Below are 17,153 nucleotides of genomic sequence, written 5' to 3'. Positions count from 1 at the left end.
AGTCCATCGGAAAAGCCGCATCGGGTGAAAGCCTGCCGCCCGCACGATCCATCGCCCGGCGGAGCGGGCCGGCCCGGGATGGTTCGGGAGGAACGCTCAGCCTGCCAGGACCGCCTCCACGATCTCCTGCACCTCGAAGGCCTCCTGCATGGTCGCGAGGCGGTGCGGCTCGCCGCGGGCAAGCCGCGCCACGCCCTCGAGCTGCCGCCGGAGCGCGATCGGGCGCCCCTTCTCGTTCGGAAGGGCGTCGGGCGCGGGATGGAACGTGCCGTCGGGAGCGCGGCGCTCGGCGATGGCCCAATCGCGCAGCCGTACTGCCCCGGCCTCGCCCTCGATGAGCCAGGTGTTGTGGTCGTCCCTGTCCGTCCCGCCGACCGTCCCGGCCAGGCTCACCGGTATGCCGCCTGCCGTGAGCGTCGCCGCGACCCGCCGTTCCGAACGGCCGGGCTCGGGAAACTCCGCCCGGCCTTCGAGCCCGGCAAGCGGCCCGCCGAGCCGGCGGGACAGGAACAGGAAGTGCGACACCACCTCGCGCGTGAAGCCGCCCTCGGGGCGGCGGTCGAGCCAGCCCGCCGCATCGGCCTGCCAGGAGCGCGGCCATGTCGCGAAGGAGACCTCGATGGCGATCCGGAGCGGGCGGCCGACCGCGCCTTCCCCGATCCAGCGGCGAAGCGTCTCGACGCCCAGCGACGAGGCGAACGGGAAGTTGACCGCGCCACGATCGCCGGCTTCGGCCACGAAGGCGCGGGCGTCCGCGAGGTCCACCGCCAGCGGCTTCTCCACGAAGACGCTCTTTCCGGCCGCAAGCGCCGCGCGGGCATGGCCGAGATGGGAGGCGGGCGGCGAGGCGATGTAGGCGCAGTCGCTCGCCGCGATGAGCGATGCGGAATCGGACAGGATGGGCGCAGCCGGGAACCGCGCCCGGATGCGGTCCAGCGCGGCGGGCGCGGGATCCCAGATGCCGGCGACCCGGACCGCATGGGAGGCGTGATCGAGCGCGGCGCCGAGCATGCGCTCGCCCATGATGCCGGCCCCGATGATGCCCATCGCGACGGGAGGATGGGACACGGCGACGAACCTTTCCGCTTGGAGGGCCTCGCTCTAGCACGGACGGACGCGCCGGTTGACAGCGCGTGCGCTCGTGCCGGAGGGAGGCGGGAGGAGCGGGCCGGGAGAGCCCGCCGCAGGCGGGAGACGACGATGCGAGCGCCGAGCTGGGCCCCGAGGCGTCAGCGCCTGACCATGGCGGTCTCGCCCCCGACGCCCGTCGCCACGGTCTGACAATCCGGGTACCAAGAGCCCCGATGGCCTCTCTGTTCGAACCGATCCGCCTGCGCGAGCTCGCGCTCCGGAACCGCATCGTGATCTCGCCGCGGGAGCTCGCCCGGCTCGGGCCGTGGCGGCGGCAGGGCGCGGCAGCCGCGCAGGAGGCCCGGCCGTGAGCGAGGTCGCCGTCATCGGCGCGGGCCTGATGGGCCACGGCATCGCGCTCGTGCTCGCGCTCGGCGGCCATCGGGTGCGCATCACGGATTCGAGCCGGGAGGCGCTGGAGCGCGTGCCGGGCCTTCTCGCCTCGGCGCTCGAGACGCTGCGCGAAGCGGAGGCGGTTGACGCGAGTTGGACGGCGGAGCGCGTAACCGGAGCGATCGGCCCTTCGCCGGACCTCGCCGAGACGGTGGCAGGCGCCGGGCTCGTGATCGAGGCCATCACCGAGAACCCGGACGCGAAGCGCGCGCTTTTCGCCGAGCTCGACCGGCTCTGCGGGCCGGACACGATCCTCGCCAGCAACACCAGCTATCTCGACGTCTTCCCGCTGATCCCGGCCGCGCGCCGGACACGGGCGATCGTCGCGCATTGGTACACGCCGCCCTACATCGTCGACCTCGTCGACGTTGTGCCCGGGCCGGAGACGGACCCGGCCGTCGTGGATGCCGTGCGCGACCTCGTCCTCGGCCTCGGCCAGGTGCCGATCGTCCTGAAGCGCTTCATCCCGGGCTATGTCGCCAACCGCATCCAGTCGGCGATCTCGGCCGAGGTGTACCACCTCCTGGACGAGGGCGTGGCGAGCCCGCGCGAGATCGACGACGCCATCATCCACGGCCTCGCGCCTCGGATTCCGGTGCTGGGGCATCTCGCCAAGGCGGATTTCACCGGGCTCGAGCTGCAGCGCCACGCGCTCCGGAACGCGACCTACCAGCCGCCTTCCCCGCGCACCCGCTCGGAGGTCCTCGACAGGCTGTGCGCGGAGGGGCGGACGGGCGTCATGGCGGGCCGCGGCTATTTCGACTGGGGCGGCCGCCCGCCCGAGGAGCTGTTCCGCGAGCGCGACCGCAAGCTGCTCGCGCTCAAGAAGGCAATGAAGGCGATCGGCCGGATGGAGGGAACATGATCACGGCCGACCTGCGCGGCCGGAAGGTGCTCGTCACGGGCGCCGCCTCCGGCATCGGGCTTGCCGCCGCGACCCTCTTCGCGCGCTGCGGGGCCAGGGTCGCGCTGAACTATCTCCCGGGCGACGGGCGCGGCAGGCACGCCGTCGAGCAGCTGCGGGCCGAAGGGCTCGACGCCGTCGCGGCGCCCGGAGACGCCGCCCGCAGCGGCGCGGCCGAGGCGATGGTGGCGGACGCGATCGAGGCGCTCGGCGGCCTGGACGTCCTGATCAACAATGCCGGGATCACCGGCACGGCCGAGCCGATCGACTTCGACGATCTCGACGCGATGACGGACGAGTTCTGGGACGGCATCCTCGCCACGAACCTCGTCGGCCCGTTCCGCTGCTCGCGGGCCGCCGCGCCGGCGCTGAGGGAGGCGGGAGGCGCGATCGTCAACACGGCCTCCGTGGCCGGGCTCGGGCGGCGCGGAAGCTCCATCGCCTACGCGGCCAGCAAGGCGGGCCTGATCAACCTGACCAAGAGCCTCGCCCGGGCCCTCGCGCCCGACGTGCGGGTGAATGCGGTCGCGCCGGGCCTGATCGAGACGCCGCTGACGAGCGCCTGGTCGCAGGCGCGCCGGCGCATGACTCTCGAGCGCACCATGCTGGCCCGGCTCGGGCGACCGGAGGACGTCGCCGAGGCCATGCTGTTCCTGGCGGCGGGCGCAGGCTACATGACGGGCGAGACGATCGTCGTCGACGGCGGGTCTGTCTGATGTCGAAGCCGGTCGTCATCACCTGCGCGCTCACGGGCGGAGCGGACATCTCGTCCCGCAGGAACCCGGCCGTGCCGGTCACGCCGGCCGAGATCGCGGCCTCGGCGGTCGAGGCGGCCGCGGCAGGCGCCGCGATCGTCCACATCCATGTGCGCGATCCGGCGACGACCCACCCTTCCATGGAGCTCGCGCATTACCGGGAGGTGGTCGAACGCATCCGCGAGAAGGATGCCGAGGTCGTGCTGAACCTCACGACCGGAGCGGGCGGCCGCTACGTCCCCGGATCGGAGGATCCGAGGACGGGCGGACCGGGCACCACGCTCGCCACGCCGGCCGAGCGCACGCGCCATGTCGAGGCGCTGCGGCCGGAGATCTGCACGCTCGACATCGCGACGATGAATTTCGGCGAGCACGTCTTCATGAACACGCCGGCGCACCTGCGCGAGATGGCGGCGGCCGCGAGGCGGGCCGGCGCGAAGCCCGAGATCGAGGTCTTCGACCTCGGCCAGATCGAACTCGCCAAACGCCTCATCGCCGACGGGCATCTCGACGCGCCGCCGCTGTTCCAGATCTGCCTCGGCATACCCTGGGGCGCGCCGGCCACCCCCGAGACCATGATCCAGATGCGCGATCGCCTGCCGAAGAACGCGGTCTGGTCGGGCTTCGGCATCGCGCGTCAGCAATTCCCGATGGTTGCGCTCGCGGCAACGCTCGGCGGGAACGTGCGGGTCGGGCTGGAGGACAACCTCTACCTTTCGGCCGGCAAGCTCGCGCCGAGCAACGCCGCCCTCGTCGAGAAGGCCGTGAGCCTCCTCGCCCATCTCGATTTCCGTCCCGCCACGCCGGCCGAGGCGCGCGCCACATTCGGGCTCGCCTCCTGATGGCGCTCGTCTTCGGGGCCGAGATCCCCTTCGTCGATCATTGCGCCATCGAGGAAGTGGGCCTGTTCGAGGGCAGGACGCGGCTGCGCATGAAGCTCGGGCCGCAGCACATGAACAATATCGGCATCGCGCATGGCGGCGCGATCTGTACCCTGCTCGACGTCGCCATGGGGACGGCCGGCAGGACCTATGCCGGAAGGCCGGTCATGACGCTCGACATGCAGGTGGCGTTCCTGTCCCCCGGCCGGGCCGGGGTGCTGACCGGCGAGGGCCGCGTGGTACGCGGCGGGCGCTCGATCCTGTTCTGCGAGGCGGAGGTGCGGGACGAGGCGGGCGAGCTGGTCGCCAAGTCGAGCGGCGTGTTCAAGCCCGTGAAATAGGCGTCCGGCTCAGTCGTCCTGGAGGACGCGGTACTCCGCGCCCTCGATGTCGTCGTACTGGCCGGAACGCAGCGCCCAGAGAAAGGCGCAGAGCCCGACGAGGCCGAGGCCGGTCGCGATCGGGATCATGAAGACAAGGACGTCCATCGTCGCCTCATGCCGCCCGAAGGGCGGGCGCGGCCTGCTGCGGGGCGCGCCCGGCCGGAGCGTCGGGCCGCGGGCGCGGGGCCGACCGGTCGAAGCGGAGCCGGACGGCGTTCAGCGAAACCACGACCGACGATCCGCTCATCGCGAGCGCGGCGATGAGCGGGGTGAGGAACCCCGCCGCGGCGAGCGGCACGGCGAACACGTTGTAGAGCGCCGCGAACCAGAGGTTCTGCATCATGATGCGCCTCGCCCGGCGGCCCACCGCGAGCACGGTGCGGACCGGCTCGAGGCTGCGGCCCAGGAACACCGCGTCCGCGGCCGCCTGGCTTACATGCGCGGCCGTCACGGGCGAGAGGGAGGCGTGAGCGGCCGCGAGCGCGGGGGCATCGTTCAGCCCGTCCCCCACCATGAGGACCCGCCGGCCCTCCCGGCCGAGCGCCTCGATGCGCGCGATCTTGTCCTGCGGGGAGAGCTCCGCCGACCAGTCCTCGATGCCGAGCCGGGCCGCGACGGCGGCGACGGCGCTCCGGCGGTCGCCCGAGAGCATGGTGACCCGATACCCATCTCGCTTCAGCGCGGCGACGGTCTCGATGGCGTCGGGCCGGAGCGCCTGGTGCACGGGAAGCGCCACCGGGCCGCCGTCGCCGATCCGGACGCAGATCACGGAGGCGTCGGGATACCAGGCGAGAACCGCTTGCGCGGCCGCCCGGGCGCCGCAGAAATCCGGCGAGCCGAGCCGCATCTCGACGCCGTCCACGACGGCCCGGACCCCGAGGCCCGCGGCCTCCTTCGCGCCGGCGAAGGGCGTGCGCTCCCCCGCGAGCTGCGAAAGGGCGGAGGCCATGGGATGGCGGCTCGACAGGGCGAGCCGCGCCGCCGTCTCGAGGAGACCCGGGTCCGTCGCGAAACCTTCCGCGAGCCGCGGCTCGGGCAGGGTGAGCGTGCCGGTCTTGTCGAATACGACCGTGTCGATCGCGGCGAAGCGCTCGAGCGCGTCCCCGGAGGCGAGCAGGATCCCGTCCCGGAAGAGGAGCCCCGCGGCCGCGACCTGCACGGCCGGGATCGCGAGCCCGAGCGCACAGGGGCAGGTGATGATGAGCACCGCCACCGCGTTCAGGATCGCGGCGTGCCAGCCCGCGCCGGCGAGGAGCCACCCGAGGAGCGTCAGCGCCGCGGCCGCATGGACGAGCGGAACGTAGAGGCGTGTCGCCCGGCTCGCGAGGTCGAGGATGCGGGAGCGAATGTCGAGCGCGCGGCTCATCAGCGCCTCGACCTCGTCCAGGAAGGTGCCGCTGGCCGCCGCCGTGACCCGGACCGTCAACGCGCCGTCGAAGTTCAGCGCGCCCGCATAGACCCGGTCGCCGGCCGCGAGCGCCACGGGCGCGGTCTCACCCGTGACGAGGCTCATATCGGCCTGCGAGGTGCCGCGCTCGACCAGGCCATCGACCGGCATGCGCTCGCCCGGGCGGACCAGCACGAGGTCGCCCGCCGCGAGTTCGCCGACCGGCACGTCCTGCACCCTGCCGTTCTCGTCCACGCGCGCGGCGCTGTCCCGGCGCAGGGCGGCGAGGTTCTCGGCCAGCATGCGGGTCTTGCGCCGCATGGTCTGGTCGAGAACGCGCCCGATCAGCAGGAAAAAGAGCAGCATCACGGCGCCGTCGAAATAGGCGTGATGAGCGCCCGTCGCGGTCTCGAAGACCGACATGACCAGCGTTGCCACGACCCCGAGCGCGATCGGGAAGTCCATCGTCACGCGCCCGGCCTTCAGGCCGCGGATCGCGCCCTGGAAGAAGGGCTGGCCGGCATAGGCGGCCGCCGGCAGCGCGACGAGCGCCTGCATCCAGTGGAAGAAGTCGCGGTTCTCGGCCGTCATGTCGGAGACGTTGCCCGCCCAGACGGAGACCGCGAGCAGCATGACGTTCATGGACGCGAAACCCGCCACCGCGAGCGCCCGGACGAGGCGGCGGAGCTCGGCCTTCTCCGGCTCGTCGGCGCGGCGCGGATCGAAGGGCTGGGCGCCGTAGCCGAGCCCTTCGAGCTTCTCGATCACCGCGACGAGATCGGCTGTCCGGCCGGGCATCCAGGACACGGCAAGACGCCGCTCGGAGAAGTTCAGGCGCGCGGAGGCGATTCCGGGGAGAGCGCCGAGCCCGCGCTCGATGGCGGCCATGCAGGCGGCGCAGCGGACGCCCTCGACGGCGAGCTCGGCGCGCGCGGACCCGTCCGGCTGCACCCGGACGAAGCCGGAGAGATCGCGTTCGGAGAGGCGCTTGGCGCCGTCGTGCCAGGACGCGTGGGCGTCGAGATAGGCGAGAGCGTTGTCGCCGCAGCACATGATCGATCTCCCGCTACGCCGGGTCAGGGCAGGATCACGCGGGAGCGGCGTCGGAACAGCCGCTCCCCGTGCTGGTCGCTGAAATCCACCACGAGGTCCCACTGACCTCGCAGCGCACCCTCGATCACGGCGCGGTAGGTGCCGCGCTCGGTCTCGACGAGCCCGGCGGCCCGGTCAAAGCGCTTGTCCGTGGGGCGCTCGAGCGAGGCCCGGCCCGCAAGGCCCGTGATCGGGCGGCCGGAGCGGTCCCGCGCGATCGCCGTGACGTCGGCCTCCTCGTCCCCGGCCCGCCTGACATCGAGGTCCATCGTCCAGCCGCGAGCCTCCTGCTCGCGCGCGCCGGCCAGCTCCGCGTTGTAGCGCTGGCCGGCCTGATAGGGGGAGCGCACCTCGAGCCCCGACCAGGTGCGCAGGGCCGAGGTCAGGAGGAAGGCGTCGGCCGCGAAGATGGTCCCGAAGAAGGCCAGGAAGATGAGGAACACCTTCCGGCCGGTGAGGCGGAAGCCGGCATCGGAGCCGCTCGTCATCTGCATGCCCATGCTCATGGAGCCTTGAAGTGGTCGTCGGCCGCGGCACGGTCGCCGGTGGTCGGATCGGTGATGACGAAGGTCAGCTCGGTCGAGCGGTCGAGCTTGGCGCGCGGCGGCGCGAAGACGAGGACGCGGAATTCCTGCGTCGAGTCGGCCGGAACCCGGAGCGTGTTCCCGGAGCCGCCCACGACCTCGGCCCGCAGCGGCAGCGGGCTGTCGAGACCGAGCGTGAACGCGCGCTCGATCGGCCGCTTGTTGAGGACCCGCAGCGTGTAGCCGTTGCGGATCGAACCGTCCGCCAGCGTCACGAAGAGCGGGTTGCGGTCGTGGATCGCGCTCAGGCCGGTCAGATCGCGGGTCGCGAGGTTGTAGAGCATGATCCCGCCCACGGCGGAGATCATGGCCGCGTAGAGCAGCGTCCTGACCCGGACGGGCTTGTAGACGGCCGGCGCGCCGGCAGCCCGGGCTTGGCAATTCGCGTCCGTGTCGTAGGCGATGAGCCCCTCGGGGCGGCCGAGCTTGCGCATGACGGTGTTGCAGGCGTCGGCGCACAGCCCGCACTGGATGCACTCCATCTGCAGCCCATCGCGGATGTCGATGCCGGCCGGGCAGGCCGCCACGCACTGGAAGCAATCGACGCAATCGCCCGCCGGCCGGCCGGCGGCGCGCAACGCGGCCGCCTTCTTGGCCGAGCCGCGCGGCTCGCCGCGGTCGTACCGGTACGTGATGGCGAGCGAGTGCCTGTCGGTCAGCGCGCCCTGGATGCGCGGCCAGGGGCACATATAGGTGCAGACCTGCTCGCGCATGTGGCCGGCAAGCACATAGGTCGTCGCGGTGAGGATGCCGATCGCCGCATAGGCCGCCGTCGGAGCCTCGAAGGCGGCGAGCTGCACGACGAGCGTCGGCGCGTCCGCGAAATAGAGAACCCAGGCGCCGCCGGTCCACCAGGCGATGAGGATCCAGAGTGCGTGCTTGAGCGTGCGCCGCCAGATCTTGTCCGCCGTCCAGGGCGCCGCGTCGAGCTTCTGGCGCTCGCGCCGGTCGCCCTCGGCGAACCGCTCCACGGCCATGAAGAGGTCGGTCCAGACCGTCTGCGGGCAGAGATAGCCGCACCAGACCCGCCCGGCCACCGCGTTCATGGCGAAGAGGACGAGCGCGGCCAGGATCAGGAGGCCCATCACGTAGGTGACGTCCTGCGGCCAGAGCTCGATGAAGAAGAAGTAGAACCGCCCCTTGTCGAGGTCGAGCAGCACCGCCTGCGATGGCTGTTCCGCGCCGCGCTCCCACCGCAGGAACGGCAGGCCGTAATAGACGGCGAGCGCGACGGACAGGATCGCCCACTTCACCGTCCGGAAGGTGCCCCGGACGGAAGCCGGGTGGATCTTCTCGCGGGCGGCGTAGAGCTGGCCCTCGGTCGGGGCGGGCCGCGCGGAGGCCAGACGCATCACCTTGCGGCGGCCCTCCAGGACCGTCACCGAGCCTGCCGGCCTCGAGCCTGTCCGTTGCGCGTGTTCGGCGAGCGCCATCAAACCTGTCCAGCCGCGAGGTCGCGGAAACGAGAACGCCGCCCTAACAGCGGCGGCGTTCTCCCGGCTTGATCTGGCTCAAACGGCCGATACGGGCCTTCCCCTAGCGCCCCCCGCCGAGGCCGTGGACATAGAGCGCGAGCGAGCGGATGGTCGCGTCGTCCAGCCGGCCCTCCCAGGCCGGCATCACGCCCTTGCGGCCGTTCGTGATCGTGGCGATCACCTGTTCGGGCGAGGAGCCGTAGAGCCAGATCGCGTCCGTCAGATCCGGGGCGCCGACCTCCTGCTTGCCCCGGCCGGTGTCGCCGTGGCAGGCGGCGCAGTTCTGGGCGAAGATCTCGCCTCCCCGGGCCAGGTCGAGCTTCGGATCGTAGGCCTTGCCCGAGAGGGACAGGACGTAGTTCGCGACCGACCGGATCTCATCCCGCTTCAGGATGCCGTCGCGCCCGAACGCCATCATGTCGCCGGCGCGGCTCTCCGGATGCGAGGTGCGGGCGCCGAACCGGATCGTCCTCTCGATCTCGGGCAGGGTGCCGCCCCAGAGCCACTCGTCGTCCTGCAGGCTCGGATAGCCGGTCCGGCCGGTGGCCGAGACGCCGTGGCAGCCGGCGCAATTGTCGCCGAAGGCCGCCTTGCCGGTCGCGAGCGCGAGGTTCAGGAGGTTCGGGTCGCTGCGGATGTCCTCGAAGGACGCGCTGGCAAGCTGCGCCTGGCCGCGCGCCGCGCGCGCCTCGCGCACCCTGGCCACCTCCTCCAGCACGACCTCGCGCTGCGAGTAGCCGAAGAGGCCCGTCGTGTAGCTCGTGAGGAGCGGCCAGGCCGGATAGACGACCCAATAGGCGAAGGACCAGACGATTGTCGCATAGAGGGTATAGAGCCACCAGCGCGGCAGCGGGTTGTTGAGCTCCCGGATGCCGTCCCACTCATGGCCGGTCGTCTCGCCGGAACTCTCCGGGGACTTCAGGGCAGATTCGGCCACGGCGGTCACTCCTCGCTCAGGGGCATGCGGGACGCGGCGTCGAACCGCTCCCGGTTCCGGGGCCAGAGGGCGTAGAGGAGCGCCGCGCCGAACATGCCCACGAAGTAGAGGAGCCCGCTCGTCTGCGCGAAGCTCGAGGCGAATTCGTAGCTCATGGCCTCACCGCAGGTTCTTCTTGGCGTCGTAGAGCTTGAAATCGACCATGGTGCCGAGGACCTGGAGATAGGCGACGAGCGCGTCGAGCTCGGTCGGCTGCTTCCGGGCGGGACCGGCGTCGCGCGGCAGCGCGCCCGGGTAGCGCTTCTGGAACTCGTCCATGGCCGCATCGTCGGGATCGGCCTGGGTCAGGAGGTCCGAGCGGGCCTTCAGGATCATCTCGTCCGTATAGGGCACCCCGATCCGCTGGTTCGCCTTGAGATCCGCCGCGACGGCGTGGGTGTCGAGAGGCTTCGTCAGCCACGGATAGGCCGGCATGATCGAGGTCGGCACGACCGAGCGCGGGTCCTTCAGGTGCTCGCGGTGCCACTCGTCCGAATACTTGCCGCCGACGCGGGCGAGGTCCGGCCCGGTGCGCTTGGAGCCCCACTGGAACGGGTGATCGTACATGCTCTCGGCCGCGAGAGAGAAATGCCCGTAGCGCTCGATCTCGTCCCGCATCGGGCGGATCATCTGGCTGTGGCAGAGATAGCAGCCCTCGCGGATGTAGATGTTGCGGCCGGCGAGCTCGAGCGGCGTGTAGGGCCGCATGCCCTCGACCTTCTCGACCGTGCTCTTCAGGTAGAAGAGCGGGACGATCTCGATCAGGCCGCCGATCGCGACCACGATCAGGATGCCGATCAGGAGGATGATCGAGTGCTTCTCGAAGAACTCGTGCTTCTTCCAGATTGCGTTTGCGCTGCTCATGGCGAGCTTCTGCTTCCGTCGGCGAGGGGGAAGTCCGGCCGAGTTACTCGGCCGGCACGAGGCTGGGCTGGAGGGCCGGTCCGAGGGGCCGGAGAGCGAGCTCCGCCTCGCGGCCGCGCACCGTCATGACCAGGTTGTAGACCATGATCAGCGCCCCGATCAGGAAGAGAACGCCGCCCAGCGCCCGCACCAGATAGTAGGGCTGCATGGCCTCGACCGTCTCGACGAAGGAATATTCGAGAAATCCGAGCGCGTTATACGCGCGCCACATCAGGCCCTGCATGATCCCGGCGACCCACATCGACGAGATGTAGAGGACGATGCCGAGGGTCGAGATCCAGAAGTGCCATTCCACGAGCTTGAGCGAATAGAGCTCGCGCCGGTTCCAGAGCCACGGGACGAGGCAATAGATCGCCCCGAAGGAGATATAGGCCACCCAGCCGAGCGCGCCCGAATGCACGTGGCCGATCGTCCAGTCGGTATAGTGCGAGAGCGAGTTCACCGCCTTGATCGACATCATGGGGCCTTCGAAGGTCGACATGCCGTAGAAGGCGAGCGACACCACCATGAGACGCAGGACGGGATCGGTGCGCAGCTTGTCCCAGGCGCCCGAGAGCGTCATCAGCCCGTTGATCATGCCGCCCCAGGACGGCATCCAGAGCATGATCGAGAAGGTCATGCCGAGGGTCTGCGCCCAGTCCGGCAGCGCCGTGTAGTGCAGATGGTGCGGGCCGGCCCAGATATACATGAAGATCAGGGCCCAGAAGTGGATGATCGACAGCCGGTACGAGTAGATCGGCCGCTCGGCCCGCTTCGGGATGAAGTAGTACATGATGGCCAGGAAGCCGGCCGTCAGGAAGAACCCGACCGCGTTGTGGCCGTACCACCACTGGATCAGCGCATCCTGCACGCCCGAGAAGATCGGGTATGACTTCGAGCCGAAGACCGAGACGGGCATCGCCAGGTTGTTGACGATGTGCAGCATCGCGATCGTCACGATGAAGGCGAGATAGAACCAGTTCGCGACGAAGATGTGCGGCTCCTTGCGCCTCCAGATGGTCGCGAGGAAGACGAGGAGATAGACGACCCAGACGAGCGTCAGCCACAGGTCGGCATACCATTCGGGCTCGGCATATTCCTTCGACTGCGTGATGCCGAGGAGGTAGCCGGTGCCCGCGACGACGATGAAGAAGTTGTAGCCGAGCATCACGAACCAGGGCGCGAGGTCGCCCGCGAGCCGCACGCGGCAGGTCTTCTGCACGACGTAGAAGGAGGTCGCGATGAGCACGTTGCCGCCGAAGGCGAAGATGACGGCCGAGGTGTGCAGCGGCCGCAGGCGCCCGAAGCTCGTCCATTCGAGCCCGAGATTCAGCGACGGGGCCCAGAGCTGCAGCGCGATGACGACCCCGACGAGGAACCCGGCTACGCCCCAGAACATCGCGGCGGCCACGCCGAATTTCACCACGCCGAGATTGTAGTTCGGCCTGCCGTCGATCTCGGCCGGAACCGGCTGGTTCAGCCCGCGCCGCGCCCGCTCGATGAGCGCCACGATCCCGGCCGCGCTCGCAGCCGCGAACAGGCCGGCATGGAAGCCGAAGCCGGGATCGATCGCGCGGGCCGTCGCGAGCGTGCAGGCGAGGAAGGCCGCGCCCAGCACCCCGACGAGGCCCAACTCGGCGGGATTGAGATAGTTGTTTGTCGCAGCTCTGGTCATCGCTCGCCCGCGCCGGCCCTCCGGGAGTCCGCGACCTTGTGGTCATGGGGGGCGCAAGCGGCGTTGATCTGGATCAAGCGGGGGCCGGGCGGGGGGCCTGTTCCCCTGCCGGGTTATGGCTAAGGAGCGTCCCGTGTCATGGCCGCGCCCGCGGGGCCATTCAGTCTTGATTTCGGGGCAGGCCGAGGATGCCCGGGCGGGCTTCCCGTCCCCTCGGGCTGCTGGGGACGAGGAAGCGACAGCTTCTCTGCCGTCGCGTCCCGCGGAGCGGTCAAGACGCGCGGGCGAGTTGAGGCGAGATCGCGGCGCGCCGGTCCACACGTGCCACCCGGCTCAGCAGGTACTCGACCTCGGCCTTCGCCCTGTCGCTCAGGACGGGGCCGGGCTTGCGCTGCGCGTCGGACGCCAGGAGCCCGCGGCGGGCGAGCACATATTTGCGGACGGCGAGCCCCACGCCCTGCTGCTGCTCGTAGCGGACGAGCGGGAGATGCGCATCGAACAGGTCGTGAGCGGCATCGCGCCGGCCCTCCTTCTGCAGCCGCACGACGTCGACCAGCATCTCGGGGAAGGCGTAGCCGGTCATGGCGCCGTCCGCGCCGCGCTCCATCTCGAAATCGAGAAACAGCGCGCCGTTCCCCGTGAGGATCGAGATCGGCCGGAGCGATCCGTCGGCCTGGAAGGCGCGCAGGGCCGAAATCTTCTCCAGGCCCGGCCAATCCTCGTGCTTCAGCATCAGGCAGGAGGGGTTCTCGGCGAAGATGCGGCGGATCACGGCCGGGGTCATGACGACGCTGAGCGTGAGCGGGTAGTCCTGCAGCACCCAGGGGACATCCGGCCCGATCGCCTCCGACGCCTGGCGGAAATAGGTGACGATCTGATCGTCGGTCCGCAGGGACGGCGGCGGCGCGATCATCACGCCCGCCGCGCCCGCCTCCATGGCCTTCCGCGCCAGGCCGCGCATCGAGGCGAAACCCGGGGCAGAGACCCCCACGACGACTGCCAGGCCCTGCGACGCCCGGATGAAGCGGGTCGCGACCTCGACCGCTTCCTCGCCGTCGAGCTTCGGAGCCTCGCCCATGATGCCGAGCACAGTCACCCCGGTGCAGCCGACCTCACGGTAGAAGTCGCCGAGGCGGTCGATCGAGTCGTAATCGATCCGGCCGTCGGGATGGAAGGGTGTCGGGGCAATCGCGAAGGCGCCTGAGGCTGTGTCGAGGGGCATGCTGGTCTCCTGCCGCCCTGTCCCATGCGGGTGCCTTCGCTGCAAGCCGTGTCGACGCGGTTCGGAACCGGCCCAGCACATCGGAATTATCGCGTAGGTCAGATTCCGTACCTCTGATAACAAAAGCTAAAGTTCCGATCGGAGCACTCGGTTATATCTTGTGAATATGACAGTGAATGGGTGGAACATGGGGCAATCAGCAGCCCGCAACCAACTACTTGCGGCGCTTCCCGAAAAAGATTTGACCCTTCTCTCTCCGGCGATGGAGCTTGTCAGCTTCGAGCCAGAGCAGACGATCATCGAACCTTTCGCAGCCATCACGCATGTCCACTTTCTCCAGAGCGGCCTACTTTCAGTCATAGCCCGTTCAGGGGATCGCGAGCAGGCCGAAATAGCTATGATCGGCCGCGAAGGAATGGCGGGATTCTCTCTCGCGCTCGGATGCAGCTCCGCCCCGTTCCACATTTTCGTCCAGCGGGCGGGCAATGCCCTCCGCATGAGCGCGGAGGCCTTTCGGCAGGCCTGCCACGACAGCCCGGCGCTGCACCGCGCCGTGCTCCTCTATTCGCACGTCTTCATGACCCAGGTGGCCGAGACGAGCCGGGCCAATGCGCGCCACACGGTCGAGACCCGCCTCGCGCGGTGGCTCCTCATGGCGCATGACCGAAGCGACGGCGACGACCTCCCCCTCACGCACGAATTCCTCTCCCTCATGCTCGGCGTCCGCCGTCCCGGCATCACGGTCTCGCTGCACGTGCTCGAGGGCGAGCGCATGATCCGGGCCCGGCGCGGCAACATCCGCATCCTGGACAGGGCCAAGCTCGAACAGGCCGCCCGCGGCTCCTATGGCCTGCCCGAAGCCGAGTATCGCCGGCTGATGAAGCCCTCCCCCGCGGAGGCGACCGCCGCTCCGCCCGCGAACAGGTCGGGGCCGTACTATTCGGAGGCGCGACCGGCCCTTTGACCGAGGCCGTTTCTGCGGGTGGAGATTGACCGACTGCCACTGGGCGATTAGGTGTCCAGGATCGTCTGACGATCTGACAACAAGATCGCGACCTGGGAGGCGGCCCTGGCAGGAGTTCCGGACGAGACCTGGATGGCGGCGTTCCGCGAGCGGGTGAACGCCGACCCCGAGCTCCGCGTCACCGGGACCAAGTTCGACGCGAGCTTCGGCATCGCCTTCGACGAGACACGCTACGTCGTCCAGGTCCGCGGCGGCACGATCGAGCGCGTTCTCGCGTCGCCGCGCTTCGACCTGCGCACCTCCTTCGGGTTCCGGGCTCCGATGCGGGTCTGGTCCAGGTTCCTCGATCCGGACCCGCCGCCGCTCTTCCACGACGTCTTCGCCATGCTGATGCGGGTGCCCGACTTCGTCCTGGACGGCGACACGCTCGTCGCCATGCAGAACGCCCGCGCCCTCCACCGCATGATGAACCTGATGCGCGAGATCGGCCCCGTCCCGGCGGAGGCCGCCGCCCATGCCTGATTTCGAGCCGATTCTCGGGCGCTATCTCACGGTCGATATCGGGGGCACGGCCCATCGGATCTACGTGGAGGAGGCGGGGCAAGGCATCCCGCTTCTCTGCCTCCATACCGCGGGCGCCGACAGCCGGCAGTACCGCCACCTCCTGAACGACCGCGAGGTGACCTCGCGGTTCCGCGTCGTCTGTTTCGACATGCCCTGGCACGGCCGCTCCGACCCCCCGGACGGGTGGTGGCTCACGCGCTACGAGCTGACGACCGCGCAGTACCTCGCGACGATCGAGGCCGTCTGGCACGCGCTCGAGCTGGACCGGCCCGTGGTGATGGGCTGCTCCACGGGGGGCGCGATCGTGCTCAGGGTGGCGAGCGACTACCAGGGCCGGATCCGCGGGGTTGTCGGGCTGGAGAGCGGGGCATACGCCCCCGGCAGGTACAACGATTTCCTGCACCATCCGGCGATCCACGGCGGCGAGCTCGTCGCGACCTATACCTGGGGGCTGAACGCACCGCAGAGCCCCGAAGCCGGCAAGCGCGCCAACTGGTGGTACTACGCCCAATCGGGCCCAGGCGTGTATGCGGGCGACGTGATGTTCTACTCGTTCGACTGGGATGCGCGCGCGCACATCAGGTCGATCGACACGTCGCGCTGCAAGGTGAGCCTGCTCACCGGCTCCTACGATTATTCCTGCACGCCCGCGATGACGAAGGCGGTTGCCGATGCCATCCCGGGCTCGCGCTACACCGAGATGCCGGGCATCGGGCATTTCCCGATGATCGAGCACTACGAGCACTTCCGCAGCTACCTGCTGCCGGAGCTCGACTTCATGGCCGCGGAGTAGCGCTGACGGGTTCCGGCTCGCGCAGAGCGCATCCGCTGGAGCGCCCGAGTTCTGGGGCATCGAAGACGGACGCAATCCAGGGGAGAACGCATGAGGGTGTTCGCATCGGCCGCGGCGGCGCTTCTGCTGCTCGCCGGCTCCGCCATCGCGCAGACGTTTCCGAACCGTCCGGTCACGCTCGTGGTCGCGGCGGCGGCCGGCGGGACGACAGACGTGCTTGCCCGCCTTGTCGCGAAGAGCATGAGCGAGGATCTTCGCCAGTCGGTGATCGTCGAGAACGTGGTCGGCGGCGGAGCGACCGTCGGCACCCGCCGCGTCGTCCGCTCGGAGCCCGACGGCTACACCCTGATCTTCGGGAACATGGGCTCGCTCGCAGCCAATGTCTGGCTCTTCCCGCAGCTCGGCTACGACCCGCGCCAGGACCTCGCGCCGGTCGGGCTCGTTGCGATCGTGCCCATGGTGCTCTCCGTCTCGAAGAAGAGCGGCGTCCGCGACCTGCCCGCCTTCCTGGCCAAGCTCAAGGCGGACGGCAGAAGCGTCAATTTCGGCCATTCGGGCCCCGGCACGACAGGTCATCTGGCAACCGCCACCTTCCTGCACGTGACGGGCACCAAGGCGGTCGATATCGCCTATCGGGGTGCGGGCCCCGCCATCAACGACCTCATGTCCGGCGTGATCGACGCCGTGATCGACCAGACCGTGACCATGCTGCCCCTCCATGCGGGCGGGAACGTCACGGCGATCGCCACCTCGAGCCGGCGCCGGCTGCCGCAGGCGCCGGACGTTCCGACCTTCGCGGAAGGCGGCGCGCCGCAATTCGATCTGACCGTGTGGAACGCGATCGCGGCCCCGGCCGCGACGCCCCGTCCGATCCTGGACCGGCTGGAGGCCTCCGTGAGGGCGGCCCTGCAGGACCCGGAACTTCGTCGCCGTTTCGGCGAGCTTGCAGCCGAGCTGCCCGAGCCCGACCAGCAGGGCGCCGAGCCGCTGCGCCGCCTCATTGCGGCGGATGTGGAGCGCTTCGGCGCCATCATCCGCGCGGTCGGCCTGAAGGCCGAATAGGAAGGTTCG

General features: G+C 70.0%; 19 protein-coding genes. 9 read left to right on the top strand and 10 right to left on the bottom strand.

Features of this window, described 5'->3' with window-relative positions:
• Positions 1-96: 96 nt before the first annotated feature.
• Complete coding sequence (locus HJG44_RS22535; RefSeq protein ID WP_346767242.1) at positions 97-1,068, bottom strand: Gfo/Idh/MocA family protein; 972 nt, start codon at positions 1,066-1,068, stop codon at positions 97-99.
• Positions 1,069-1,304: 236 nt separating this feature from the next.
• Here HJG44_RS22535 and HJG44_RS22530 point away from each other — a divergent pair, with 236 nt between their 5' ends.
• The 5 genes from HJG44_RS22530 to HJG44_RS22510 are packed head-to-tail and all read left to right on the top strand — an operon-like array spanning position 1,305 to position 4,405.
• Positions 1,305-1,442, top strand: coding sequence for a hypothetical protein (locus tag HJG44_RS22530; RefSeq protein WP_171220642.1), 138 nt, complete (start codon positions 1,305-1,307; stop codon positions 1,440-1,442).
• Positions 1,439-2,389 (top strand): 3-hydroxyacyl-CoA dehydrogenase NAD-binding domain-containing protein, encoded by a 951-nt coding sequence (locus HJG44_RS24320; RefSeq protein ID WP_171220641.1) that lies wholly within the window; start codon positions 1,439-1,441, stop codon positions 2,387-2,389. The genes HJG44_RS22530 and HJG44_RS24320 overlap by 4 nt, the downstream gene beginning before the upstream one ends.
• Positions 2,386-3,144, top strand: coding sequence for an SDR family NAD(P)-dependent oxidoreductase (locus tag HJG44_RS22520; RefSeq protein ID WP_171220640.1), 759 nt, complete (start codon positions 2,386-2,388; stop codon positions 3,142-3,144). The genes HJG44_RS24320 and HJG44_RS22520 overlap by 4 nt, the downstream gene beginning before the upstream one ends.
• Positions 3,144-4,025 carry a beta-keto acid cleavage family enzyme gene (locus HJG44_RS22515; RefSeq protein WP_171220639.1) on the top strand — a complete coding sequence of 294 codons (882 nt, stop codon included), beginning with the start codon at positions 3,144-3,146 and terminating at the stop codon, positions 4,023-4,025. The genes HJG44_RS22520 and HJG44_RS22515 overlap by 1 nt, the downstream gene beginning before the upstream one ends.
• Positions 4,025-4,405: a PaaI family thioesterase gene (locus HJG44_RS22510; RefSeq protein ID WP_171220638.1), complete on the top strand. Its 381-nt coding sequence runs from the start codon at positions 4,025-4,027 to the stop codon at positions 4,403-4,405. The genes HJG44_RS22515 and HJG44_RS22510 overlap by 1 nt, the downstream gene beginning before the upstream one ends.
• A gap of 9 nt (positions 4,406-4,414) precedes the next feature.
• On the opposite strand, the gene ccoS is transcribed toward HJG44_RS22510, so the two are convergent.
• From ccoS to HJG44_RS22465, 9 genes are all read right to left on the bottom strand, one after another.
• Positions 4,415-4,552, bottom strand: a complete 138-nt coding sequence (gene ccoS, locus HJG44_RS22505) for a cbb3-type cytochrome oxidase assembly protein CcoS (protein ID WP_171220637.1) — start codon at positions 4,550-4,552, stop codon at positions 4,415-4,417.
• Positions 4,553-4,559: 7 nt separating this feature from the next.
• Positions 4,560-6,887: a heavy metal translocating P-type ATPase gene (locus HJG44_RS22500; protein WP_171220636.1), complete on the bottom strand. Its 2,328-nt coding sequence runs from the start codon at positions 6,885-6,887 to the stop codon at positions 4,560-4,562.
• A 23-nt stretch (positions 6,888-6,910) separates the two neighbouring features.
• A complete protein-coding gene (locus HJG44_RS22495) occupies positions 6,911-7,420 on the bottom strand; it encodes a FixH family protein (RefSeq protein WP_246736430.1) in 510 nt (169 codons plus the stop codon).
• An 8-nt stretch (positions 7,421-7,428) separates the two neighbouring features.
• Positions 7,429-8,862, bottom strand: coding sequence for a cytochrome c oxidase accessory protein CcoG (ccoG, locus tag HJG44_RS22490; RefSeq protein WP_171220750.1), 1,434 nt, complete (start codon positions 8,860-8,862; stop codon positions 7,429-7,431).
• Between the two features lie 184 nt (positions 8,863-9,046).
• Positions 9,047-9,922, bottom strand: a complete 876-nt coding sequence (gene ccoP, locus HJG44_RS22485; RefSeq protein WP_171220635.1) for a cytochrome-c oxidase, cbb3-type subunit III — start codon at positions 9,920-9,922, stop codon at positions 9,047-9,049.
• A 5-nt stretch (positions 9,923-9,927) separates the two neighbouring features.
• The gene (locus HJG44_RS22480) at positions 9,928-10,077 is read right to left on the bottom strand and encodes a cbb3-type cytochrome c oxidase subunit 3 (protein ID WP_171220634.1); all 150 of its coding nucleotides are present in this window, start codon (positions 10,075-10,077) and stop codon (positions 9,928-9,930) included.
• 4 nt (positions 10,078-10,081) lie between these two features.
• Complete coding sequence (gene ccoO / locus HJG44_RS22475) at positions 10,082-10,825, bottom strand: cytochrome-c oxidase, cbb3-type subunit II (RefSeq protein WP_171220633.1); 744 nt, start codon at positions 10,823-10,825, stop codon at positions 10,082-10,084.
• A 43-nt stretch (positions 10,826-10,868) separates the two neighbouring features.
• The gene (gene ccoN / locus HJG44_RS22470) at positions 10,869-12,539 is read right to left on the bottom strand and encodes a cytochrome-c oxidase, cbb3-type subunit I (RefSeq protein WP_171220632.1); all 1,671 of its coding nucleotides are present in this window, start codon (positions 12,537-12,539) and stop codon (positions 10,869-10,871) included.
• 271 nt (positions 12,540-12,810) lie between these two features.
• Positions 12,811-13,761, bottom strand: a complete 951-nt coding sequence (locus tag HJG44_RS22465) for a dihydrodipicolinate synthase family protein (RefSeq protein ID WP_171220631.1) — start codon at positions 13,759-13,761, stop codon at positions 12,811-12,813.
• Positions 13,762-13,927: 166 nt separating this feature from the next.
• On the opposite strand from HJG44_RS22465, the gene HJG44_RS22460 reads away from it, so the two are divergent.
• From HJG44_RS22460 to HJG44_RS22445, 4 genes are all read left to right on the top strand, one after another.
• Positions 13,928-14,725 carry a Crp/Fnr family transcriptional regulator gene (locus tag HJG44_RS22460; protein ID WP_346767241.1) on the top strand — a complete coding sequence of 266 codons (798 nt, stop codon included), beginning with the start codon at positions 13,928-13,930 and terminating at the stop codon, positions 14,723-14,725.
• A 132-nt stretch (positions 14,726-14,857) separates the two neighbouring features.
• Positions 14,858-15,247: a hypothetical protein gene (locus tag HJG44_RS22455; RefSeq protein WP_171220629.1), complete on the top strand. Its 390-nt coding sequence runs from the start codon at positions 14,858-14,860 to the stop codon at positions 15,245-15,247.
• Positions 15,240-16,082 (top strand): alpha/beta fold hydrolase, encoded by an 843-nt coding sequence (locus HJG44_RS22450; RefSeq protein ID WP_171220628.1) that lies wholly within the window; start codon positions 15,240-15,242, stop codon positions 16,080-16,082. The genes HJG44_RS22455 and HJG44_RS22450 overlap by 8 nt, the downstream gene beginning before the upstream one ends.
• A gap of 90 nt (positions 16,083-16,172) precedes the next feature.
• On the top strand, positions 16,173-17,144 hold the full coding sequence (locus HJG44_RS22445; RefSeq protein ID WP_171220627.1) for a Bug family tripartite tricarboxylate transporter substrate binding protein: 972 nt from the start codon (positions 16,173-16,175) through the stop codon (positions 17,142-17,144).
• Positions 17,145-17,153: the final 9 nt, after the last annotated feature.

It is taken from the genome of Enterovirga aerilata (assembly GCF_013044135.1).
GTDB classification, from domain to species: domain Bacteria; phylum Pseudomonadota; class Alphaproteobacteria; order Rhizobiales; family Beijerinckiaceae; genus Enterovirga; species Enterovirga aerilata.
This window is presented reverse-complemented; position numbering and strand designations above follow the sequence as displayed.